Below are 17,610 nucleotides of genomic sequence, written 5' to 3'. Positions count from 1 at the left end.
GACGCGTCAGCCCGACCCGACGAGTGCCTCGGCTTCGTCGGCCGCTGACCGATCCGTCCTGGCCTCCTCGGCAAGCACCGCGGCGAAGTCTCTCGCTGCCCTTCGATACTGCGGGTCCTCAAGCACGGTGAGCACCGCTGCGGCAATCCGCTCCGGCGCTGCGGACCGGTCCACCCGGACGCCCGCCCCCAGCCGCAGGACCCGGACGGCGTTGTCCTTCTGGTCTCTTCCCATCGGCAGGCAGACGAGGGGCACTCCCGCCGCGAGCGTCCTGAGCACGGTTCCGTGGCCTGCGTGGGTGACGACCGCCGCCGCCCGTGGCAGGACCTGTCCGTGCGGGGCGGCCTGAACCACCCGCACGTTGGCCGGTGCGGAGACGGCGCGGGGACTGACCGCCTGGCCGGTCGTCACCAGGCCCCGGACGGGCAGACGACCCAAAGCGGCGGCGATGCGGTTGAGAGTCTCCGTCTGGTCCTGGTAGATGGAGCTCAGGGCGACGAGCACGAGTGGACGGGTCTGATCCGCGGCGTCCTGCCAGTCGCCCGCCCAGCTGGGGTCGTCGAGCTGGGGCCCGACGTAGCGGACGTTCGAGGGCAGGTGGGGTGTGGCGAAGTCGAACGACGGGCTCGTCAGGACGAGCACCCTGGGGCAGCGGTCGAGCATCTCGAACATTCCCTCGACCGGATCGAGACCGTAGGCGAGGCGAACCGCATTCAGGTGTGGCGTCATTCCCCGAGTGGCGCGCCGGATCGCGTACCGGGCCACCGTGTCGCGACCCCGGCCCAGCGGCCCCTTGGCCGGCGACCAGCCGGTACCGAAGGGTGGCAGGCCGACGGTCGGACGCACGTAGACGTTGGCCAGTAGGGCAGCAAAGGGCAGTCGGCTAGCCTCCGCGCCAACGAGGATCCCGGGCACCATCCCCTCGACGAGAAGGGCGTCTGCAGGGTGACTGGCCACCGTGTCCAGCAGGTCACGCGCGAAGAGCCCGGCGGGCTCAACGAGCAATCGCCGCCTCACTTCCCGCAGCTGGCGCAACGGGCTGCCCCGCTCGAGGTCAGCCACCAACTCGGTCTGCTCCGCGACGGAGCCGACATGCGGCGCCGTCCGCCAAGCGCTGAAGGCACAGCCCGCGGCCCGGGCAGACTCCTCCGCGGTGGGATCGGCCAGGACGCGGACCGGGTGCCCGCGCCTGACAAGGTCGGCGGCGACGCCCATCAACGGCGGCAGGGTGCCGCCGCCGTCGATGGCGACCACGAGAAACCGCGACGGGACCACAACTCATTGTGCTTCCCGTGCTGGACTAGTGCCTCCCCCACTGCAAGAGCGGCCCAGGTCCGGATACTGAAGCCCCTCTGGAGCCCGGTATGCACGATGGCGCCGATACCGACTACCCACAGCAGCAAGACGGCATGTTCGAGAGCAGTGAGACCCACTGCCCCCGGCACTCGGGACGCCTGCCGGTTCTCGAGCGGTCGGCACAATCGTCGAGGACCGTCCACAGGCGGGCAACGCTCGTGCGTGAGCGAGGCCGTCAGGAGGTGGATGCGATGGACACCGACGAGGCGGCCACGGCTGCGACGGCCGCGGCCTGCACATCGGTGACGGCACGCCGGACCGCGTCCGGGGCCCAATCCCCTCGCGAGACGACTTCCCCCTGGTCCCTGAGCCAGCGCTTGGGCTCGTGCGGGAACACTCTCGGGAGGGCGTCCGTCGCGTACAGCAGAGTGGTGGCAGAGCCGTCCGACGTCATCGCTGGTCGCTCCCCGGGCCAAGGTGGCCCGAACCCGGTCCAGCAGGGTCGACCTGGCAGCAGTGTCGGTCACCGGCCACCGGGCGGAGGGAAACAGCCCCAGGACCCGATGCTCGTCACGGCGGACCAGACTGTCGGCGCAGAGAAGGTCCGTGATCTCGTCCCAGAGAGCCAGCCGGTCGGTCCAGCTCGACGCGCCCCCGATCCGGGCGACGGCGCTCTTGGGCGTGTGACCGTCCACGCGGCGCAGGACCTCGTCCCAGACGGGGCCTTCTGTCGGGCCGCGCCCGGTGGCCAGGAACCGCGCGGACCAGCTTGGGCCCCGGGCGCCCTCGGCTAGCACAAGGGCGCCGCTGCGGACCAGGTCGAGGATCGCGGCGCCGGCGACGCCCGCCTTCCAGTGGGTCTCGGCGATGAGGCGTCGACCCGCTGGTGCGGGGTCCAGGATCGCAAGGGCATAGGCCCGGCTCGCTTTCCCACCTGTCATGGTTAAACGCCACGCCGGGCGGCGCGCAGGGGAATCAGACTCGAGATTGAGCCACTTTCACCTGCGGTTGAAGCCGGCCGTGCAAGGCGAATGCGTGGGTACGCCTCCAAATCCGTGAGCCGTTGTCGCGATCCGCCCCAGGGGACGCTCCAATCAAGGCTTCCCACCCAACGACCTCAGGCAGTCGCGACCCCGGACGGCTCGGCACGGGCTTCGACCTCGCCACCTTCGTCGCCACGGCCTTGACGGTGACCGGCAACGAAACCAACATCACGAGAACATCCGCGCCGTTGTCGTCGAGATGAGACACAGCGCAAAGCCATCCATCTGCGGGCATGAGCCGCCAGCCCCAACGTGCGTCATTCGCCGCGTCAGGTGTGAACTTTTGGAGCGGGCCGCCTGACCCGCACCGATGACCAGCCAGACGAGACACATGGATCCCTGTTAGCTCGCCTCCAACGCCTCCACGATGCCCGGGCCTCTCGTCGCAAATTGGGGCCTGCCGGGGCGCCAGGGGGCAGTACGTTGGGGAGATGCAGACCATCAATCTGGGAAAGGCGGATGGGCTGCCGCCGGTGGATTGGGCCGCCGTTGTGGCGAAGCTCGACGCGGGTTCGGCCCCGGCTCCGGACGCAGCGAACACGCGCACGACGTGGTTGTGCACCATCAACGAGGACGGCAGCCCCCATGTGACTGCGGTCGGTGCAGTCTGGGTGGACGACTCGTTCTGGTTCCAGACAGGCGCGGGTACGCGCAAGGGGCGCAACGTCGCGCGTGATCCTCGGTGTTCTGTTGCGGTGTCGATCCGCGACGCGGACGTGGTCATCGAGGGTGACGCAACCCGGGTGACCGAGCCTGGCCAAGTGGCACGCATCGCCAAGGCCTGGGCGGACAGCGGTTGGCCAGCGGAGCCCGACGAGACTGGGTCGGGCATCACTGCGCCGTTCAACGCACCGTCGCAGGGACCGCCGCCGTGGAATGTGTATCGCATCGAGCCACGCTCGGCCACCGTCGTCCTAGCGACGGAACCGGGCGGCCTGACCCGCTTTCAGTTCTGATGCGTCCTTGCCGTGGTTCGCCAATTGCGTGACCGGCATGCCTTCGCTGAGTGCGTCACTTGTCCGACGACTGCCGAGGACGCCGACGGAAGGGCGTCGGAGGCTGGCCGGGCGCCTACCAGTCGGTGCCTCGCACACGAGGATCCATGGGGATTGCCCAGGTGTAGCCGGAGCCTTATCGGTCCGAGATATCGCTCGGACGATCGGCTGGCATCGCGTCGAGGGCTCTAGCGAAGTTGGTGCGGGAGAGCGAGCGGCTGATCTCGCGCCCGTCGAGTCACTCTCAGGTACTGGCCGGGTACTCGATACGTGAACTCGAGACCTGTAGCGGTCGTGAACGTGTCTCCGCATATTGGACGCTCCGGGACCACACAACGTCGACGTTCGGCACACATTCAGTCTCGGCGCTCCTCTGAGCCGACGGAAGGGAACGGCCTACTTGACGCGTGACTCCGCCGCGAGAACGGTGCCACGGGCTCACGGGCGTCACAGGCCCGAAGCGCTGGCCCGCAGTTCTACGCTAAATGGGTGCTCGACTTGGACAGCATGGACGTTGAGGAGATTCGCCGCCGCACTGGCGGATCAGACGAACCATGACCATCGATGGCTTCTGGATCCACGCACGGGCCAGGTCGTCTTCTGGACCAGCGACACGGGCATCGACGGTGAGAACCCCATCGAGGTGGACGAGCTGGACCTCATCCTCATCGAACCCTCCCGTCCTACATCTGGTATCAGGACATGGTCGACTTTGCCGACGGCCTCAGCAACGGAGCTGCCCGGCGGCGTCTGGCCACCGCGCTCGAAGGGCGAGGAGCCTTTTCGTCGGTTCAAGAAACAGATCTTGGAGGATTTCCCGATCTCATCCCCCACTGGCATGGCTTCCGCGACATGCGCGCCAAAGGCCGCGCCGTCGACTGGCTCCTCGAGCAGGAGCTGATCGGAGAAGACGCTGCTGGGAAGTAGTGGCCCGTCGATCCTGTTGGCATCGCAGGACCACTTGAAGGAGACCTGATGACAGCCGTTGCCGACCGCGTCCTGTACAACATCCCCGACGTGATGGCGCGGCTCAGCATGAGCCGCTCGGTCATCTACGAACAAATTCGCGCCGGCCGCCTCGAGACCGTGCACCAAGGCCGCCGCTGCTACGTGACCGCCAACGCCATGGAGCGTTACGTGGCCCTGCTTGAGTCCGAAGCCGAGCACCATGGCGGCGCGGCGTAGCCGGGGCGAAGGCGGCGTCCACTACTCCGAGAGCCGCCAACGCTGGGTCGCGACCGCCCAGGTGGGCTTCCTGCCCAACGGCAAGCGCATCGTCAAGACCGGTACTGGCAAGACCAAGACGGAGGCAAAGGCGAAGCTCAAGGAACTGCTGCGGGACCGCGAGGATGGCATCCCGGCGTTTGCGCAGACGACGGTAGCTGCCGCAGTCGAGGACTGGCTCGAGTTCGGCCTGAGCGGTCGATCCGAGAAGACGGTGACGACCTGCCGAATCCTTGCCGAGAAACACATCATCCCGGACCTGGGTGCGCGCAGACTGCACCAGCTGACCGCCGAGGACGTGGACCAATGGCTCAAGGGGAAATCCTCGGACCTGGCCAGATCGACGCTGCAACGCCTGCTGTCAATCTTGCGACGAGCCTTGACTCGACAGGTCGCTCGCGACCGGCTCCGCCGCAATGTCGCCCTCCACTGCGAGGTCCCGCATGGCAGGGCCGGCCTCCCGTCAAAGGCCCTCTCCCTCGCCCAGGCGACGGCCGTCCTAGCGGCTGTCGGGGGCAGCGAGATGGAGGCATATGTGACCGTCAGCCTGCTGACCGGCGCCCGCACCGAAGAACTCAGAGCCCTCACGTGGGCGCATCTCGACCTCGAAGGAGACCCCGACGCCGACCCTCCGCCGCCGCCAAGCATCCAAGTGTGGCGTTCAGTCCATGAAGGAGGCGACACGAAGACCCGCCGTTCACGCCGTACCCTCCGGCTCCCGGACCGGACGGTGGACTCCCTCCGCCGCCACCTCGATGCCCAGAACGCCTGGCGTAGCGAGATCGGGGACGCCTGGCCGGAGCACGATCTCGTGTTCTGCACCCGTGGGGGCCTGTCGCTGGATCCCGCCAATGTGCGGCGATCCTTCCGTGCGGTGGTGAGCAGAGCCGCCCTCGATGACCAGGCGTGGACGCCTCGGGAACTGCGCCACAGCTTCGTGTCACTCATGTCAGACGCCGGAGTGCCGTTGGAGGACATCTCGCGCCTCGTCGGCCACCGCAGCACGAGCGTGACCGAGGCCGTCTACCGCAAGCAGCTGCGCCCCATACTGACCCAAGGGACCGAGGCGATGGACCGCCTCTTCCGGGCGCCCGACAGATCTTCTGACCGCCCCGACGAGCCCTCGAAACCGGATCCTTAGTCAAGCAGTTAGTCAAGCAGCGGCCATTCGGCCGGATCGGACCCGAAACGAACCCAGCCCCTGACCGGCGTTTCCGCTGGTCAGGGGCTGTTCTGTGCTGGTGGGCGATACTGGGTTTGAACCAGTGACCTCTTCCGTGTCAAGGAAGCGCGCTACCGCTGCGCCAATCGCCCGTGGGGTGTTGCTGGTACTTCGTGGTGTCTCAACCGAGGTGGAGACGGGATTTGAACCCGTGTACGCGGCTTTGCAGGCCGCTGCCTCGCCTCTCGGCCACTCCACCGTGGAAGGCAAGGACATCTTTGCCTCCGAGCGGACGACCGGGCTCGAACCGGCGACCTCAACCTTGGCAAGGTTGCGCTCTACCAACTGAGCTACGTCCGCGGGAACACCAGCGGTGTAACTTCCCCGCTCGTGCTTGGTAGACATTAGCCGATCGGTCCACCAGATACAAAACCGGCTCCGGCGCCTTGATCAGGCCCTTTGCGAGGCCTGCCCGGAGGCGTCTGCATCCGCCGGTGAGCCGTCGGCAGGACCGTCGGCAGGACCGTCGGCAGGACCGTCGGCAGGACCGTCGGCAGGACCGTCGGCGGACCCCCGTGACCCACCCCCCACGGCGTCGGACGCCACCTGCCGGTCGTGTCGCTTCGGGCGAGCCCTGCGCTCGAACTGCTGCTCGCGACCACGCCGCGACTGTGCCTGCGTCGCCCCTCCGTCACCGACCGTCTGCAGGCTGACGCTGTCACCCACGTTCGTCTCCTCGTCGACCTCACCGCGACCGAGCAGGCCACCAGCGCCCTCCTTCGCCCAGTTGACCAGGCGCACGTCGGCACCGTCGTGCAGCTGGACCGGCCACAGCGTGCTCACTGCCGCGTTGAGCCCGGCACCGATCAGGATCGCGATGGCGAGGGCGTACAGCCAGACGAGCAGGACGATGGGGGTGCTCAGCGGGCCGTAGATCGAGGACCCCCCCATCGAGGCCTCGAGCCAGATTCGCACGACGAAGGACGCCCCGGTCCAGATCGCCATGGCGAGGACGGCGCCCGGCACGTCGCGCCGCCAGGGACTGCGCTGCGGCGTGGACACGTGGTACATCGTCGCGAGCAGGACGACGCCGAAAACCGTGAGAGCCGGCCAGTAGAGCGCCTTCGTCACGGAGGCTGCAGCATCCGGCAGCCAGGACGCCATCAGTCCTGGACCCAGCAGCAGCAGGGGCAGCACGACGATGGCGGAGAGGATCCCCAGCGTGTAGAGCAGCAGGCTGAAGGCGCGCATGTGCACGATGCCGCGGGCGCCGCTCTGCCCGTGCATGATCGAGACCGTGTCGACGAAGACGTTAAGCGCCCGGGACCCCGACCAGAGCGAGAGCAGGAAGCCGACGGAGACGATGTCGACACGTCCGTCGCGTAGCACGTCGTTGATGGTCGGCAGGAGCAGCTGCTTGATGCTCGACTCCGAGAGGAAGCGTGACGCGTACACCTCGATGGCCGACTCGACGCTGTGGACGGTCTGCGACCCGATCCAGTCTCCGACGAACCCGAGCCCGCCGAAGAGGCCGAGCACGAGCGGCGGCAGGCTGAGGAGCATGAAGAAGCCGCCCTCGGCCGCCAGGCCGGTCACGCGGTAGCGCAGACAGACCCGCACGGTCTCGCGGACCAGCCGTGCGAGCGGGACACCCCACGGCACCCTCGCCAGCACTGCCCGCATCCTCGTCCGTGCACTCATTGCCTCCGAGGCTAACCGTGGTCGGGTCCCGCGCGCCGGGTGACCTGCCCGACATGCCCGCGACGCCTCGCCACCCGCCTTCTCGGCCTAGTCTCGGCGGCGTGAGCACCCACGAGGTCACCAACCAGGTCCCGCCCTTCGTCGGCCAGAACTTCCTGATGGACGACGCCGCCCTGTGCGAGTCGGTGGAGCGGTGGTCAGGGCCCGCCGCGGTCGCAGACCTCGCCCCGCTCGGGGCCCTCGCCGGCACGCCGGAGGCGCAGGCGCACGCCCGACTCGCCGACACGCACCGGCCGGTGCTGCACACCCACGACGCCCGCGGTCACCGCGTCGACGAGGTGGAGTTCCACCCCTCCTGGCACTGGCTGATGCGCCAGGCGGTGGGCGCCGGCCTCACGGCCGAGCCGTGGACGTCAGCAGCGGGCACCGGCGCGCACGTGCGCCGCGCCGCCGGCTTCGTCCTCTGGTCACGCGTCGAGGCCGGCCACGGCTGCCCGGTCTCGATGACGTATGCCGCGGGCTCGGCCCTGCGCCACGACCCCGCCTTGGGCGCCCGCTGGCTTCCCGCCCTCGCGAGTCGTGACTACGACTTCGGCATCAGGCCCGTGACCCACAAGACCGGCGCCATCGCGGGCATGGGCATGACGGAGAAGCAGGGCGGCTCGGACGTGCGCAGCAACACGACTCGGGCGGTGTCGAGCCCAGGCGGGCCGCTGCCCGGCGAGACCTACCGCCTGACCGGGCACAAGTGGTTCTGTTCGGCGCCGATGAGTGACGTCTTCCTCGTGCTGGCCCAGGCCCCGGGCGGGCTGACGTGCTTCGTAGTGCCCCGCGCCCTGGACGACGGCACCCGCAACTCCTTTGCGCTGCAACGGCTCAAGGACAAGCTGGGCAACCGCTCCAACGCCTCCAGCGAGGTCGAGCTCGACGGGACGTGGGGCAGCCGGCTCGGAGACGAGGGAAAGGGCGTGCGCACCATCATCGACATGGTGGGCGCGACGCGTCTCGACTGCATTCTCGGGTCGACGGCGACGATGCGCGACGCCGTCGCTCGGGCCGTGCACCACGCGCGTCACCGCTCGGCGTTCGGGGCGCTGCTCGTCGACCAGCCACTCATGCGCAACGTCCTGACCGACCTGGTCCTCGAGGCCGAGGCGGCCACTCTCCTGGCCCTGCGACTGGCGCACGCCGTCGACGACGGTGAGGCCGAGCTGGCCCGGCTCGGGGTGGCGCTCGGGAAGTTCTGGGTCTGCAAGCGCACCGCCCCGATGGTGGCCGAGGCCCTCGAGTGCCTCGGCGGCAACGGCTACGTCGAGGAGAACGGTCTCGCGCGCCTCTACCGAGAGGCGCCGCTCAACTCGCTCTGGGAGGGCTCGGGCAACGTCAACGCACTCGACGTCGTCCGGGCCATCACCAAGGAACCGGGCTGCCTCGAGGGCCTGACGAAGGAGCTGCATCAGGCACGCGGACGCAGCCGAGAGCTTGACATCTTCGTGGACTCAGCTCTGGCACAAGCGCGTTCGCTCGACGCCACCTCGGCCGAAACGGCCTTCGGGGCGCGGGCCGTGGTCGAGCGGCTCGCCCTCGCCCTGCAGGCGAGCCTGCTGGTGCAGTTCTCCCCCGGACCGGTCGCCGACGCGTTCGTCGCCAGCCGGATCGCGGGGCGACACGGTCACACGTTCGGCTCGCTCGACGTCGACCTCGCCGGCGTCGCCTCGGCCGTCATCGACCGCGCCGGCTGACGAGCCGCCCCCGGCCCGCGCGTCTGCCCGCACGGCGTACGCCGCCCACGCGGCGGAGGTCGGCACGTGCGTCAGCTCGCCGAGAGGCGCTTCTTCTCCGCCTCGACGTCGAAGTCGGCCTGCGGCCACTGGAGATTCATCCCGCGCAGCGCCTCGAGCAGCAGCTGCTGGACGGCCAGCCGCGCGTACCACTTGCGGTCGGACGGGACGACATGCCACGGAGCGCCGACGGTCGAGGTCTTGTCGAGCACGGTCTGGTACGCCTCCATGTACGCGTCCCAACGGCCGCGCTCGTCGACGTCGCCCGGGTTGTACTTGTAGTACTTGTCCGGCCGGTCGAGACGCTCCTGGAGGCGCGACTTCTGCTCGTCCTTGGAGATGTGCGTCATCACCTTGATGACCGTCGTGCCCGCCGCGACCGCCTTGCGCTCGAAGGCGTTGATCTGGGCGTACCGCTTGGACCACACCGACTCCGGCACGAGCTCGTGGACGCGGACGACGAGCACGTCCTCGTAGTGCGACCGGTCGAAGACGCCGAGCTGGCCCGGGCCGGGCAGCGCCTTCTCGATGCGCCAGAGGAAGTCGTGGGCGAGCTCCTCCTCCGTCGGCGCCTTGAAGCCGGTCGCCTTGACGCCCTGCGGGTTCACCGAGATGACGTGGCGCATGATCCCGCCCTTGCCCGAGGTGTCCATGCCCTGCACGACAAGCAGCACGGAGCGCCGGGATCCCGCCACCGACTCGGCGAAGAGCCGCTCGAGCAGGTCGGCCAGCTCCGTCTCACAGGCCCTGAGCGCAGCCTTGCCGGCGATCTTGTCCCCGGTGAAGCCAGGAGTGCCGGACGTGTCGACATCGGCCAGCAGGAAGCCCTTGCCCACGCGCAGCGCGTTGGCGACGTCCTGAATCTCCTCGATGGCCGCCGCCTCGTGCTCGGCGAGCAGCTCGTCCTGCGCCGCCTGCTTCTCCACGACCTCGGCCGAGAGCGCAGCGGAGGCGGCCACCGACTTCTTGCCCGACTTCTTGCCTGACTTCTTGTTCTTGCCCTTCGCGCCCTTGCCCATGGCGTCATCCTGCCCGACGTGCCGGCTCAACGGGCCCGGGAGCACTCGCCGATCCGCGACGCGGCCGTGACCCGAAACCGGCTGCTGGTCACGGATACTGGCGGCATGCGCCTGCTCGTGCCCGGCCCCTCCGGTCATCCTGCCCTTGACGACCTCGACGACGCGGGCCTTTTCGCCGCCTACGCGGCACCGCGAGACCGATGGGTGCGCTGCAACATGATCTCCTCGTTGGACGGGGCCGCGACCGGCGCAGACGGGCGCTCCGGGTCGATCAACAACCAGGCCGACCACGTCGTGTTCGAGGTCCTGCGTGCCCTGAGCGACGTCATCGTCGTCGGCGCCGGGACCATCCGCACCGAGGGCTACCCCCCTCTGTCCGTTGCAGACTCGCTGGTCCCACTGCGCCGCGGCCTAGGCCTCGGTGACGAGCTGCCGCTCGTGGCCGTGAGCCACCGCGGGCAGGTGCCACCGACCCTGAGCGGGTGCCGCGACGGGCGCGCCCTGATGGCCGTCCCTGCCTCGGCGCCCGCACTCGAGTCGGCGCGGCGCGACCTCGGAGACGAACACGTCATCGTCTGCGGCGACGACGAGGTCGACGTCGCCGTCCTGCTCGATGCGCTCCACGACCGTGGGTGGGGCCGGGTGCTGACCGAGGGCGGACCGAGCCTGCTGGGCACCTTCCTCGCCGCCGGACGGGTAGACGAGCTGTGCTTCACCATCGCCCCGCAGGTGGTCGGGGGCGATCACCCGCGCCCCGTGGCCTCCGACGGCACGCCCGCCGACCTGGACCTCGAGGTGCTCGTCGAGCAGGACGGCACGCTCATGGGCCGCTGGCTCGTACGGCGCTGACGACCTCTCCGCGCCGACGACGTCCCGGACCAGCCACGGCCAATCGTCATCGGCCCTCGACGAACTCGCGCAGTGCGCGCTCCCAGCGCTGCGAGTCCTGGTTCCACTCGCGGCAGTGGCCAGCCGCGGCCCAGCGCTCGAACCGGACCAGGTCCGGTCGCCGACCGGCCAGGGCCACTGCGGGCCCGATCGGCACGAAGCCGTCCGCGTCGGACGCGATGACGAGCATCGGGTGGCGCAGCTCGTCGGCACGCGAGACCCAGTCGGTGCGCGCGACGTCGATCGGCTCGTGGACACCGACAAGCCGACGGCTCCGTCGTGAGCTCATGAGATCCGTGGCCACCTGGACCAGGGGCGCGGGCACGCGGCGCAGGCGCCCGTGGTGGCGCAGCACCACCCCCCAGTCGATGACGGGAGAGTCCAGCACGACCCCCACGACGGCGTCGGACAGGGAGGACCGGTCGAGCGCCTGGAGCACGATGGCGCCCCCCATCGACCAGCCCAGGAGCAGGATCCGACGAGCGCCGTGCGAAACGGCATACCCCATGGCCGCCTCGACGTCGCGCCACTCGGACAGGCCCAGGTTGTAGCGCCCGTCCGGCCCCCGCGGGGCGTCCCGGTCGTTGCGGTACGCCGTCACGAGACTGGTCCACCCGGCGTCGCGCAGCACCGGCACGGCCCGGAGGGTCTCCTCCTTGCGGGCTCCCCGGCCGTGCACGAGCACCGCCCAGTCACTCGTCGCACCGCCCTCGGGACGCACCAGCCACCCGGGGAGGGGCCCCACGTCGGAGTGGATGCTGACGTCACGGTCGGGCAGCCCCAAGCTCACGGACGGGCGGTCCCAGTAGTAGTACTGGTTCCACCGCGCGGAGCCGGCCTCGAGCAGCCCACGGTCGACCGCGAGGAGCCGGCGCGTCACCGTCGTGCCGTCCGAGTCGAGGACGCCACCGACGCGGGCATGACCGGCTCCCCCGTCGAGCCAGACACCGTAGCGCCCCGCCGCCCTCGTGTCGGGGGTCGCGCCGAAGGTGACGCTGTCGCCGTCGTGACGCAGGATCTCGACGTCGTCGGGCTGGAGCTCGTCCGGCGTGATCACCCTGCGCGCGAAGTAGGCCGCTGCCGCGACCGAGCCGCCGGCCGCGCCCAGCAGGGAGCCGGTTCCCGCGGCGGCCGCCACGAGCACCGGGCGCGAGACGAGTCGGCGAACGTGCACGGGCCCCATCGTGGCAAAAGACCGCTCCCGGCGCTGCAGGGCTTGCCGTGGAAACGGTCACGGGCACAAACGCGGCCGACGTGGCGTTGGGCAAGGCATGAGCCACCACAGCACCTCCCACAAGCCGTATGCCGTACAGCGCACCGACCAGGAGTGGCGTGCAGCCCTGACGCCCGCCGAGTACAAGGTGCTGCGCCAGGCCGGCACCGAACCGGCCTTCCGGGGCGAGTACACGGACACGAAGACGCAGGGCGTCTACTCCTGTCGCGCCTGCGGAGCCGAGCTCTTCCGCAGCGACACGAAGTTCGAGTCGCACTGCGGATGGCCGTCGTTCTACTCGCCGCTCGCGGGCGAATCGGTGGAGTACATCGAGGACCGCGCCTTCGGGATGAAGCGCGTCGAGGTCCGCTGCGCCGCGTGCGGGTCGCACCTCGGGCACGTCTTCGAGGGCGAGGGCTACGACACGCCGACCGACCAGCGCTACTGCATCAACTCGATCTCGCTGCGCCTGCAGCCCGACGAGTCGACGGACGCCCGGGGCTGACGCACCGGGTCCGGACCGGCGCCTCGTCACCTAGGTTTGAGGCATGGACGACGCGAACATCCGCGTGAGCAGGGTCGAGCGTGACGAGGCGCTGGCGGCGCTGGCCGAGCACCACTCCGCCGGTCGGCTCGATGCGTTCGAGTACGAGGACCGCCGGGGCCGTGCGACCGATGCCGTCGTGCGGCGGGACCTGACAGCGCTCTTCGCCGACCTGCCCGAGCCGCGGCCGACGTTCGAGACGCCGACCCGCAGCGCAGGGCCGCCGCAGGGAGGCCTCAGTCAGCCCCCCTCGGTCGCCAGCACCCCGCGCGCCAAGGTGGCCCGCACCCTCCTGAGCCTGGCTCCGTTCATCGCTCTCGGCGCGTTCTTCGTCACCAAGGAGTGGCTGGCGTTCCTCCTCGTCCCGATCATCGCCATCGTCGCCCGGTCAATCGACGACTGAGACGCATGGAGTCGGACGGAGTCCCACGAGGCGGGCCAGCCGGCCCGTCTCAGCGCAGGTTGGCGACGAGCTCGGCCGGCTCGACCCGGGGACCGGTGAAGAAGGGGATCTCCTCGCGGACGTGCCGGCGGGCCCGCGAGGCCCGCAGCTCGCGCATGAGGTCGACGATGCGGTAGAGGTCGTCCGCCTCGAACGCGAGCAGCCACTCGTAGTCGCCGAGCGCGAAGGACGCGATGGTGTTGGCGCGCACGTCCGGGAAGTCGCGAGCCATCTGACCGTGCTCGCGGAGCAGGTCCCGGCGCTCCGAGTCCTCGAGGAGGTACCACTCGTAGGACCGGACGAAGGGGTAGACGCACACGTACTTGCGCGCGACCTCGTCGGCCATGAAGGCCGGCACGTGGCTCTTGTTGAACTCGGCCGGGCGGTGCAGTGCGGCGTTGCTCCAGACGGGCTCGAGGTGCTGCCCGAGCTCGGTGCGAAGCAGCCGGTGGTAGGCCGACTGCAGCTGCTCGATCGTGGGGGCGTGCCACCACACCATGAAGTCGGCGTCGCCGCGAAGCCCCGCCACGTCATAGATGCCGCGGACGACGACGCCCTCCCCCGCAATCTGCTCCAGGAAGGCCTCGAGCTCGGCCGTGACCTTCTCACGGTCCTCGCCGATCGGGGTGACGGTGCTGAAGACAGACCACATGCAGTAGCGGATCGAGTCGTTTATCTCTCGCATCTGGGCCGGGGTCAGGCGCTCGCTCATGCCCCCATCATCCCAAGTGCGTCAGACCGTCGCGTCACGGGGTCAGCAGCGCGCGGGCGGCGGCGCGCCCCGAGCCGATGCAGGCCGGGATGCCGACCCCGTCGTATGCCGCCCCGCACAGTGCCAGCCCCGGCGGCAGGTCGCGGGTCGGCGCGAGCCGCGAGCGGTGCCCCACGGCATACTGCGGCAGACCGCCGCCCCAGCGCTGGACGTGGCTGGCCATCGGGTCGGGCAGCGCAGGTCCCAGGACTGCGCGCAGGTCACGCAGGGCGACGGCGACGAGCTCGTCGTCCGGGCGCTGGAGGGACGCCTCCTCGCGGTGACGCCCCACGGAGGCCCGCAGGAAGGTGCGGTCCGGGTGGGCCGCCGCCAGCCAAGGCCACTTGACCGAGCTGAAGGTGGACGCCTTGATCGTCAGCGGCTCCGTCGGGGGCACGAGGAAGCCGCTGCCGTCGAGGAGCGCCGGCGCGGGGCCGTCGAGGGCCAGCGTGACGATGGCCATGGAGGCGTAGTCGACCGACGCGAGCGCCGCCGCCCCCGCGGGTGCTACCTCGCGCAGCAGCCTCGCGGCCGGGGCCGCCGGCGTGGCGACGACGACCGCGTCGAAGCGCTCCTCGAGGACGTCCGTCGTAGGGCCGGTCGAGACCACCCAAGCGTCGCCGTCACGGCGAAGCGCACGCACGACGGCTCCGGTGCGCACCTCCACCCCGCGCCCACGCAGCTCGCGACACAGGATCTCCGGAAGCGTGCCCAAACCCCCTGTCAGCGAGGCGAAGACCGGAGACCCCGCCCTGGGGCCGCTCGTCGCGGCTGCCGCGGCTGCACGCGCCACCTCGAGCAGGGGCCGGCCGTCACGGGCTGCTGCCGCCAGCACGGGCACGGCCTGCTCGGCGGAGATCTCGCGGGAATGCCCGGCGTAGACGCCCGCCAGCAGGGGCTCGACCAGCTTGTCGGTGACGGCGGCGCCCAGCCGGGCGTCGACGAGGTCACCCACCGACACGTCCGCCTCAACGGCCAGCCCGACGGTCTCGTGGGCGACCCGCTCCACCTCGGCGTCGGAGAGCAGTCCCCGCACGGACTCGGGGTCGGCCGGAACCCCCATGAGGGTGCCGCGGGGCATCGGCCAGCGGGTCCCGCCGGAGACGATGGCAGCGGGGGCAGGGCCCGGGTGGGTGATGCGGCCGGTCAGACCGAGCTCCTCGAAGAGCGTCAGCGCCTCGGGCCGGCGAGCCAGCACCGACTCCGCGCCGACGTCGATGGACGCGCCGCCCACCTCCTCGAGCCGCAGCTTGCCGCCGACGCGAGCCGAACCCTCGAGGACCGTCACGGACACGTCGCCATGGGATCGGCTGAGCTCCCAGGCCGCCGCCAGTCCGCTGATCCCCCCGCCGATGACCGCGACCGTCCTGCCCATGCCGCCACTCTTCCATCCCATCGAGGGTGGCGCCTGAGCGGGCCGGCCGATCGGGGAACATGAGACCCATGAGTCCTTCCGCCCTGCTCGTCGCCCAGCCCACGGCGGAGCTCTCCGGCCTCGTGGGGGTCGCCTACCGGGTCATCCAGGGTCTCGGAGAATGGGGTGTCGGCGCGCTGACGTTCCTCGAGACGGTGCTTCCACCGATCCCGAGCGAGGTGGTGCTCCCGCTCTCGGGCTTCATCGCCCGCCAGGGCCGGCTCAGCCTCGGTCTCCTGCTCGTGACCAGCACGGTCGGCTCCTATCTCGGGGCGCTCACGCTCTACCTCTTGGCAAGCCGCCTCGGACAGGACCGTGCCGTCGGCGTCATGTCGCGACTCCCCCTCGTCGACCGCCGGGACTTCGAGCGAGCGACTGCCTGGTTCACCGAGCACGGCCGTCGGTCGGTCTTCTTCGGGCGGCTCGTGCCCGGCGTGCGCAGCGTCGTGTCGCTGCCCGCCGGCGCGGTTCACATGCCGATCGGACGGTTCTCGGTCTGCACCATCGCCGGCAGCGCGATCTGGAACGGGCTCCTCATCGGTCTCGGCTGGGTCCTCGGCTCCCGCTACGAGCTGGTCGACCGATACTCCTCCGTCCTCGACTGGGTCGTCGTGGTCCTCGTCGCCGCGCTCGTGGCGTGGCTCGTCATCCGCCGGGTGCGCCGTGACGGCGTCCAGAAGGCCGGCGGGACGCATCCGAGCGGCTCGGACGAGATACCAGACCGGCCGTCCGGCCAGCGTCGTGACGACGGCCGCCGGGCCCGTACGCCCGGGCAGGGCTGAGCGGCCGCCCCACGGTGAGGTGCCGGCCGAGGTCGGGTGATGCGGCCGTGCGGTGAGCACCGCGCAACGATCGGAGTCCCTCGGGTGTCTCAGGTGGCAAGGACGTCGCCACGGACACGGCAGCAGCGGGGCTGGCACCATCCGGGCCCGGCGCGGCAGGCGACCGCACGAAAGGCCCATCATGAGCGCTGCCTCGCACCTGCCCCGCCTCACCTCGCACCGGCCCGCGACACGTCGGCCCCTCGCCGTCCTCGCAATCGCCCTCGTCGTGATCGGCCTCGCGGTCGCCCTGGGCCTGCGGACGCTGCAGGGCAGCAGCTCCTCCAGCGCCGGCGCCACCGGCTCGTCCGGCGCGGCCTTCAGTGGGCCGGAAGCCGGCCCCGGGGCGCGGGCCGACACCGCCTCCAAGGCGCCTTCGGCTGCGCCCGGCACGCCATCCGGGACGGCCGGGGCGGCAGCGAGCCAGGACGTCCTGCTCGGGACGAAGATCGCACGCTTGGCCTGGGTCGGCATCAAGGTCACCGACCTCAGCGGTGCAGCAGCTCGCGCCCGGGTCGTCGCGACGGGCGTCGGTGGCCAGGTGACGTCCGAGAACGTCGTCACCTCGATCGATCCAACGGGTGGCCTGAGCCGCGGCTCGACGGGTCGCTCGACGGGTGGATCGACGGGCGGCTCGACTGGTTCATCATCCGTGGGTCCCCGTGTCGAGTCCGATCCGTCACTGGGCACCGTGGGGGTCAACGAGGCCCGGATGGTCCTCACTGTGCCCGCCAAGGCACTCGACGACGTGCTGACCGAGCTGTCGAAGATCGGGACCGTCAGCTACCGGTCGTCGCAGTCGCAGGACGTCACCGACGCCTACGTCGACACCAGGGCGCGCATCGAGCCCATGCGGGCCGGCATCGACCGCATCCGCGCGCTGCTGGCCAAGACCACCGACCTGCAGCAGGTCATCACCCTCGAGACCGAGCTCAGCAGCCGCCAGGCCGACCTCGACTCACTGACGCAGCGGCTCGCGCAGCTCGACGCCATGACGACCATGAGTGACGTCACCGTCAGCATGTGGACCGACGCCACCGAGCCGGCCCAGAGCGACACCTCGGTCCCGGATGGCCTGCGCGGGGCGTGGGACGGCCTGCTCGCCTCCGTGACGGTCATCGTCACCGGTCTGGCAGTGCTGCTGCCGTGGCTCGTCGTGCTGGTGCCGGTCACCCTGCTGGGCCTGCGCCTGTGGCGGCGCCGGGGCGTGGCCGGAGCGGACCTGCCGTCACCCGCCGCCGCCAAACCCGCCGCTGCTGCGCCCGGGCCGCCGACGAGCACGTCGGGCACATCCCCGTCCGGCGACTAGCCGAGCA

The 17,610-nt window shown here is 70.5% G+C and carries 17 protein-coding genes and 3 tRNA genes; 10 read left to right on the top strand and 10 right to left on the bottom strand.

Going from position 1 to position 17,610, the window contains the following annotated elements:
• Positions 1-6: 6 nt before the first annotated feature.
• Both AC3WRT_RS05505 and AC3WRT_RS05500 read right to left on the bottom strand, forming a co-directional pair.
• Complete coding sequence (locus AC3WRT_RS05505) at positions 7-1,254, bottom strand: nucleotide disphospho-sugar-binding domain-containing protein (protein ID WP_492720069.1); 1,248 nt, start codon at positions 1,252-1,254, stop codon at positions 7-9.
• The gene (locus AC3WRT_RS05500) at positions 1,215-2,237 is read right to left on the bottom strand and encodes a GOLPH3/VPS74 family protein (RefSeq protein WP_492720067.1); all 1,023 of its coding nucleotides are present in this window, start codon (positions 2,235-2,237) and stop codon (positions 1,215-1,217) included. Before AC3WRT_RS05500 ends, AC3WRT_RS05505 begins: the two co-directional genes overlap by 40 nt.
• A gap of 533 nt (positions 2,238-2,770) precedes the next feature.
• Here AC3WRT_RS05500 and AC3WRT_RS05495 point away from each other — a divergent pair.
• From AC3WRT_RS05495 to AC3WRT_RS05480, 4 genes are all read left to right on the top strand, one after another.
• Positions 2,771-3,295 carry a pyridoxamine 5'-phosphate oxidase family protein gene (locus AC3WRT_RS05495; RefSeq protein WP_492720065.1) on the top strand — a complete coding sequence of 175 codons (525 nt, stop codon included), beginning with the start codon at positions 2,771-2,773 and terminating at the stop codon, positions 3,293-3,295.
• Positions 3,296-4,036: 741 nt separating this feature from the next.
• The gene (locus tag AC3WRT_RS05490) at positions 4,037-4,261 is read left to right on the top strand and encodes a hypothetical protein (protein ID WP_492720063.1); all 225 of its coding nucleotides are present in this window, start codon (positions 4,037-4,039) and stop codon (positions 4,259-4,261) included.
• Between the two features lie 48 nt (positions 4,262-4,309).
• Positions 4,310-4,519 carry a helix-turn-helix domain-containing protein gene (locus tag AC3WRT_RS05485; protein WP_492720060.1) on the top strand — a complete coding sequence of 70 codons (210 nt, stop codon included), beginning with the start codon at positions 4,310-4,312 and terminating at the stop codon, positions 4,517-4,519.
• The gene (locus AC3WRT_RS05480; protein WP_492720057.1) at positions 4,482-5,699 is read left to right on the top strand and encodes a site-specific integrase; all 1,218 of its coding nucleotides are present in this window, start codon (positions 4,482-4,484) and stop codon (positions 5,697-5,699) included. Before AC3WRT_RS05485 ends, AC3WRT_RS05480 begins: the two co-directional genes overlap by 38 nt.
• A 98-nt stretch (positions 5,700-5,797) precedes the next feature.
• Here AC3WRT_RS05480 and AC3WRT_RS05475 read toward each other — a convergent pair.
• The 4 genes from AC3WRT_RS05475 to AC3WRT_RS05460 all read right to left on the bottom strand — a co-directional run bounded on the left by AC3WRT_RS05475 (position 5,798) and on the right by AC3WRT_RS05460 (position 7,421).
• Positions 5,798-5,872 (bottom strand) — tRNA-Val (locus AC3WRT_RS05475).
• A gap of 36 nt (positions 5,873-5,908) precedes the next feature.
• Positions 5,909-5,979, bottom strand: a tRNA-Cys gene (locus AC3WRT_RS05470).
• Between the two features lie 28 nt (positions 5,980-6,007).
• Positions 6,008-6,080 (bottom strand) — tRNA-Gly (locus AC3WRT_RS05465).
• Between the two features lie 90 nt (positions 6,081-6,170).
• On the bottom strand, positions 6,171-7,421 hold the full coding sequence (locus AC3WRT_RS05460) for a YihY/virulence factor BrkB family protein (RefSeq protein WP_492720054.1): 1,251 nt from the start codon (positions 7,419-7,421) through the stop codon (positions 6,171-6,173).
• 101 nt (positions 7,422-7,522) lie between these two features.
• Between AC3WRT_RS05460 and AC3WRT_RS05455 the strand changes: the two genes are divergently transcribed.
• Entirely contained in the window at positions 7,523-9,163 is a 1,641-nt protein-coding gene (locus AC3WRT_RS05455; protein ID WP_492720050.1) for an acyl-CoA dehydrogenase family protein, read from the top strand.
• Between the two features lie 71 nt (positions 9,164-9,234).
• Here AC3WRT_RS05455 and AC3WRT_RS05450 read toward each other — a convergent pair whose 3' ends face one another.
• Complete coding sequence (locus AC3WRT_RS05450) at positions 9,235-10,221, bottom strand: polyphosphate kinase 2 family protein (protein ID WP_492720045.1); 987 nt, start codon at positions 10,219-10,221, stop codon at positions 9,235-9,237.
• Positions 10,222-10,239: 18 nt separating this feature from the next.
• On the opposite strand from AC3WRT_RS05450, the gene AC3WRT_RS05445 reads away from it, so the two are divergent.
• Positions 10,240-11,070 (top strand): dihydrofolate reductase family protein, encoded by an 831-nt coding sequence (locus AC3WRT_RS05445; protein ID WP_492720042.1) that lies wholly within the window; start codon positions 10,240-10,242, stop codon positions 11,068-11,070.
• Between the two features lie 46 nt (positions 11,071-11,116).
• Here AC3WRT_RS05445 and AC3WRT_RS05440 read toward each other — a convergent pair whose 3' ends face one another.
• Positions 11,117-12,283, bottom strand: coding sequence for an alpha/beta hydrolase family protein (locus AC3WRT_RS05440; protein ID WP_492720038.1), 1,167 nt, complete (start codon positions 12,281-12,283; stop codon positions 11,117-11,119).
• Positions 12,284-12,380: 97 nt separating this feature from the next.
• On the opposite strand from AC3WRT_RS05440, the gene msrB reads away from it, so the two are divergent.
• Both msrB and AC3WRT_RS05430 read left to right on the top strand, forming a co-directional pair.
• On the top strand, positions 12,381-12,827 hold the full coding sequence (gene msrB / locus AC3WRT_RS05435) for a peptide-methionine (R)-S-oxide reductase MsrB (RefSeq protein WP_492720033.1): 447 nt from the start codon (positions 12,381-12,383) through the stop codon (positions 12,825-12,827).
• Positions 12,828-12,870: 43 nt separating this feature from the next.
• Complete coding sequence (locus AC3WRT_RS05430; protein ID WP_492720030.1) at positions 12,871-13,269, top strand: DUF1707 SHOCT-like domain-containing protein; 399 nt, start codon at positions 12,871-12,873, stop codon at positions 13,267-13,269.
• Between the two features lie 49 nt (positions 13,270-13,318).
• Here AC3WRT_RS05430 and hemQ read toward each other — a convergent pair whose 3' ends face one another.
• The gene (gene hemQ, locus AC3WRT_RS05425) at positions 13,319-14,020 is read right to left on the bottom strand and encodes a hydrogen peroxide-dependent heme synthase (RefSeq protein WP_492720027.1); all 702 of its coding nucleotides are present in this window, start codon (positions 14,018-14,020) and stop codon (positions 13,319-13,321) included.
• A gap of 34 nt (positions 14,021-14,054) precedes the next feature.
• Complete coding sequence (gene hemG / locus AC3WRT_RS05420; protein ID WP_492720025.1) at positions 14,055-15,434, bottom strand: protoporphyrinogen oxidase; 1,380 nt, start codon at positions 15,432-15,434, stop codon at positions 14,055-14,057.
• A gap of 68 nt (positions 15,435-15,502) precedes the next feature.
• Between hemG and AC3WRT_RS05415 the strand changes: the two genes are divergently transcribed.
• Positions 15,503-16,255, top strand: coding sequence for a DedA family protein (locus AC3WRT_RS05415; protein WP_492720022.1), 753 nt, complete (start codon positions 15,503-15,505; stop codon positions 16,253-16,255).
• 181 nt (positions 16,256-16,436) lie between these two features.
• Entirely contained in the window at positions 16,437-17,603 is a 1,167-nt protein-coding gene (locus AC3WRT_RS05410) for a DUF4349 domain-containing protein (RefSeq protein ID WP_492720020.1), read from the top strand.
• The last annotated feature ends 7 nt before the right edge of the window (positions 17,604-17,610 follow it).

Source organism: Terrabacter sp. FW104-15G4B, from assembly GCF_058790095.1.
This window is presented reverse-complemented; position numbering and strand designations above follow the sequence as displayed.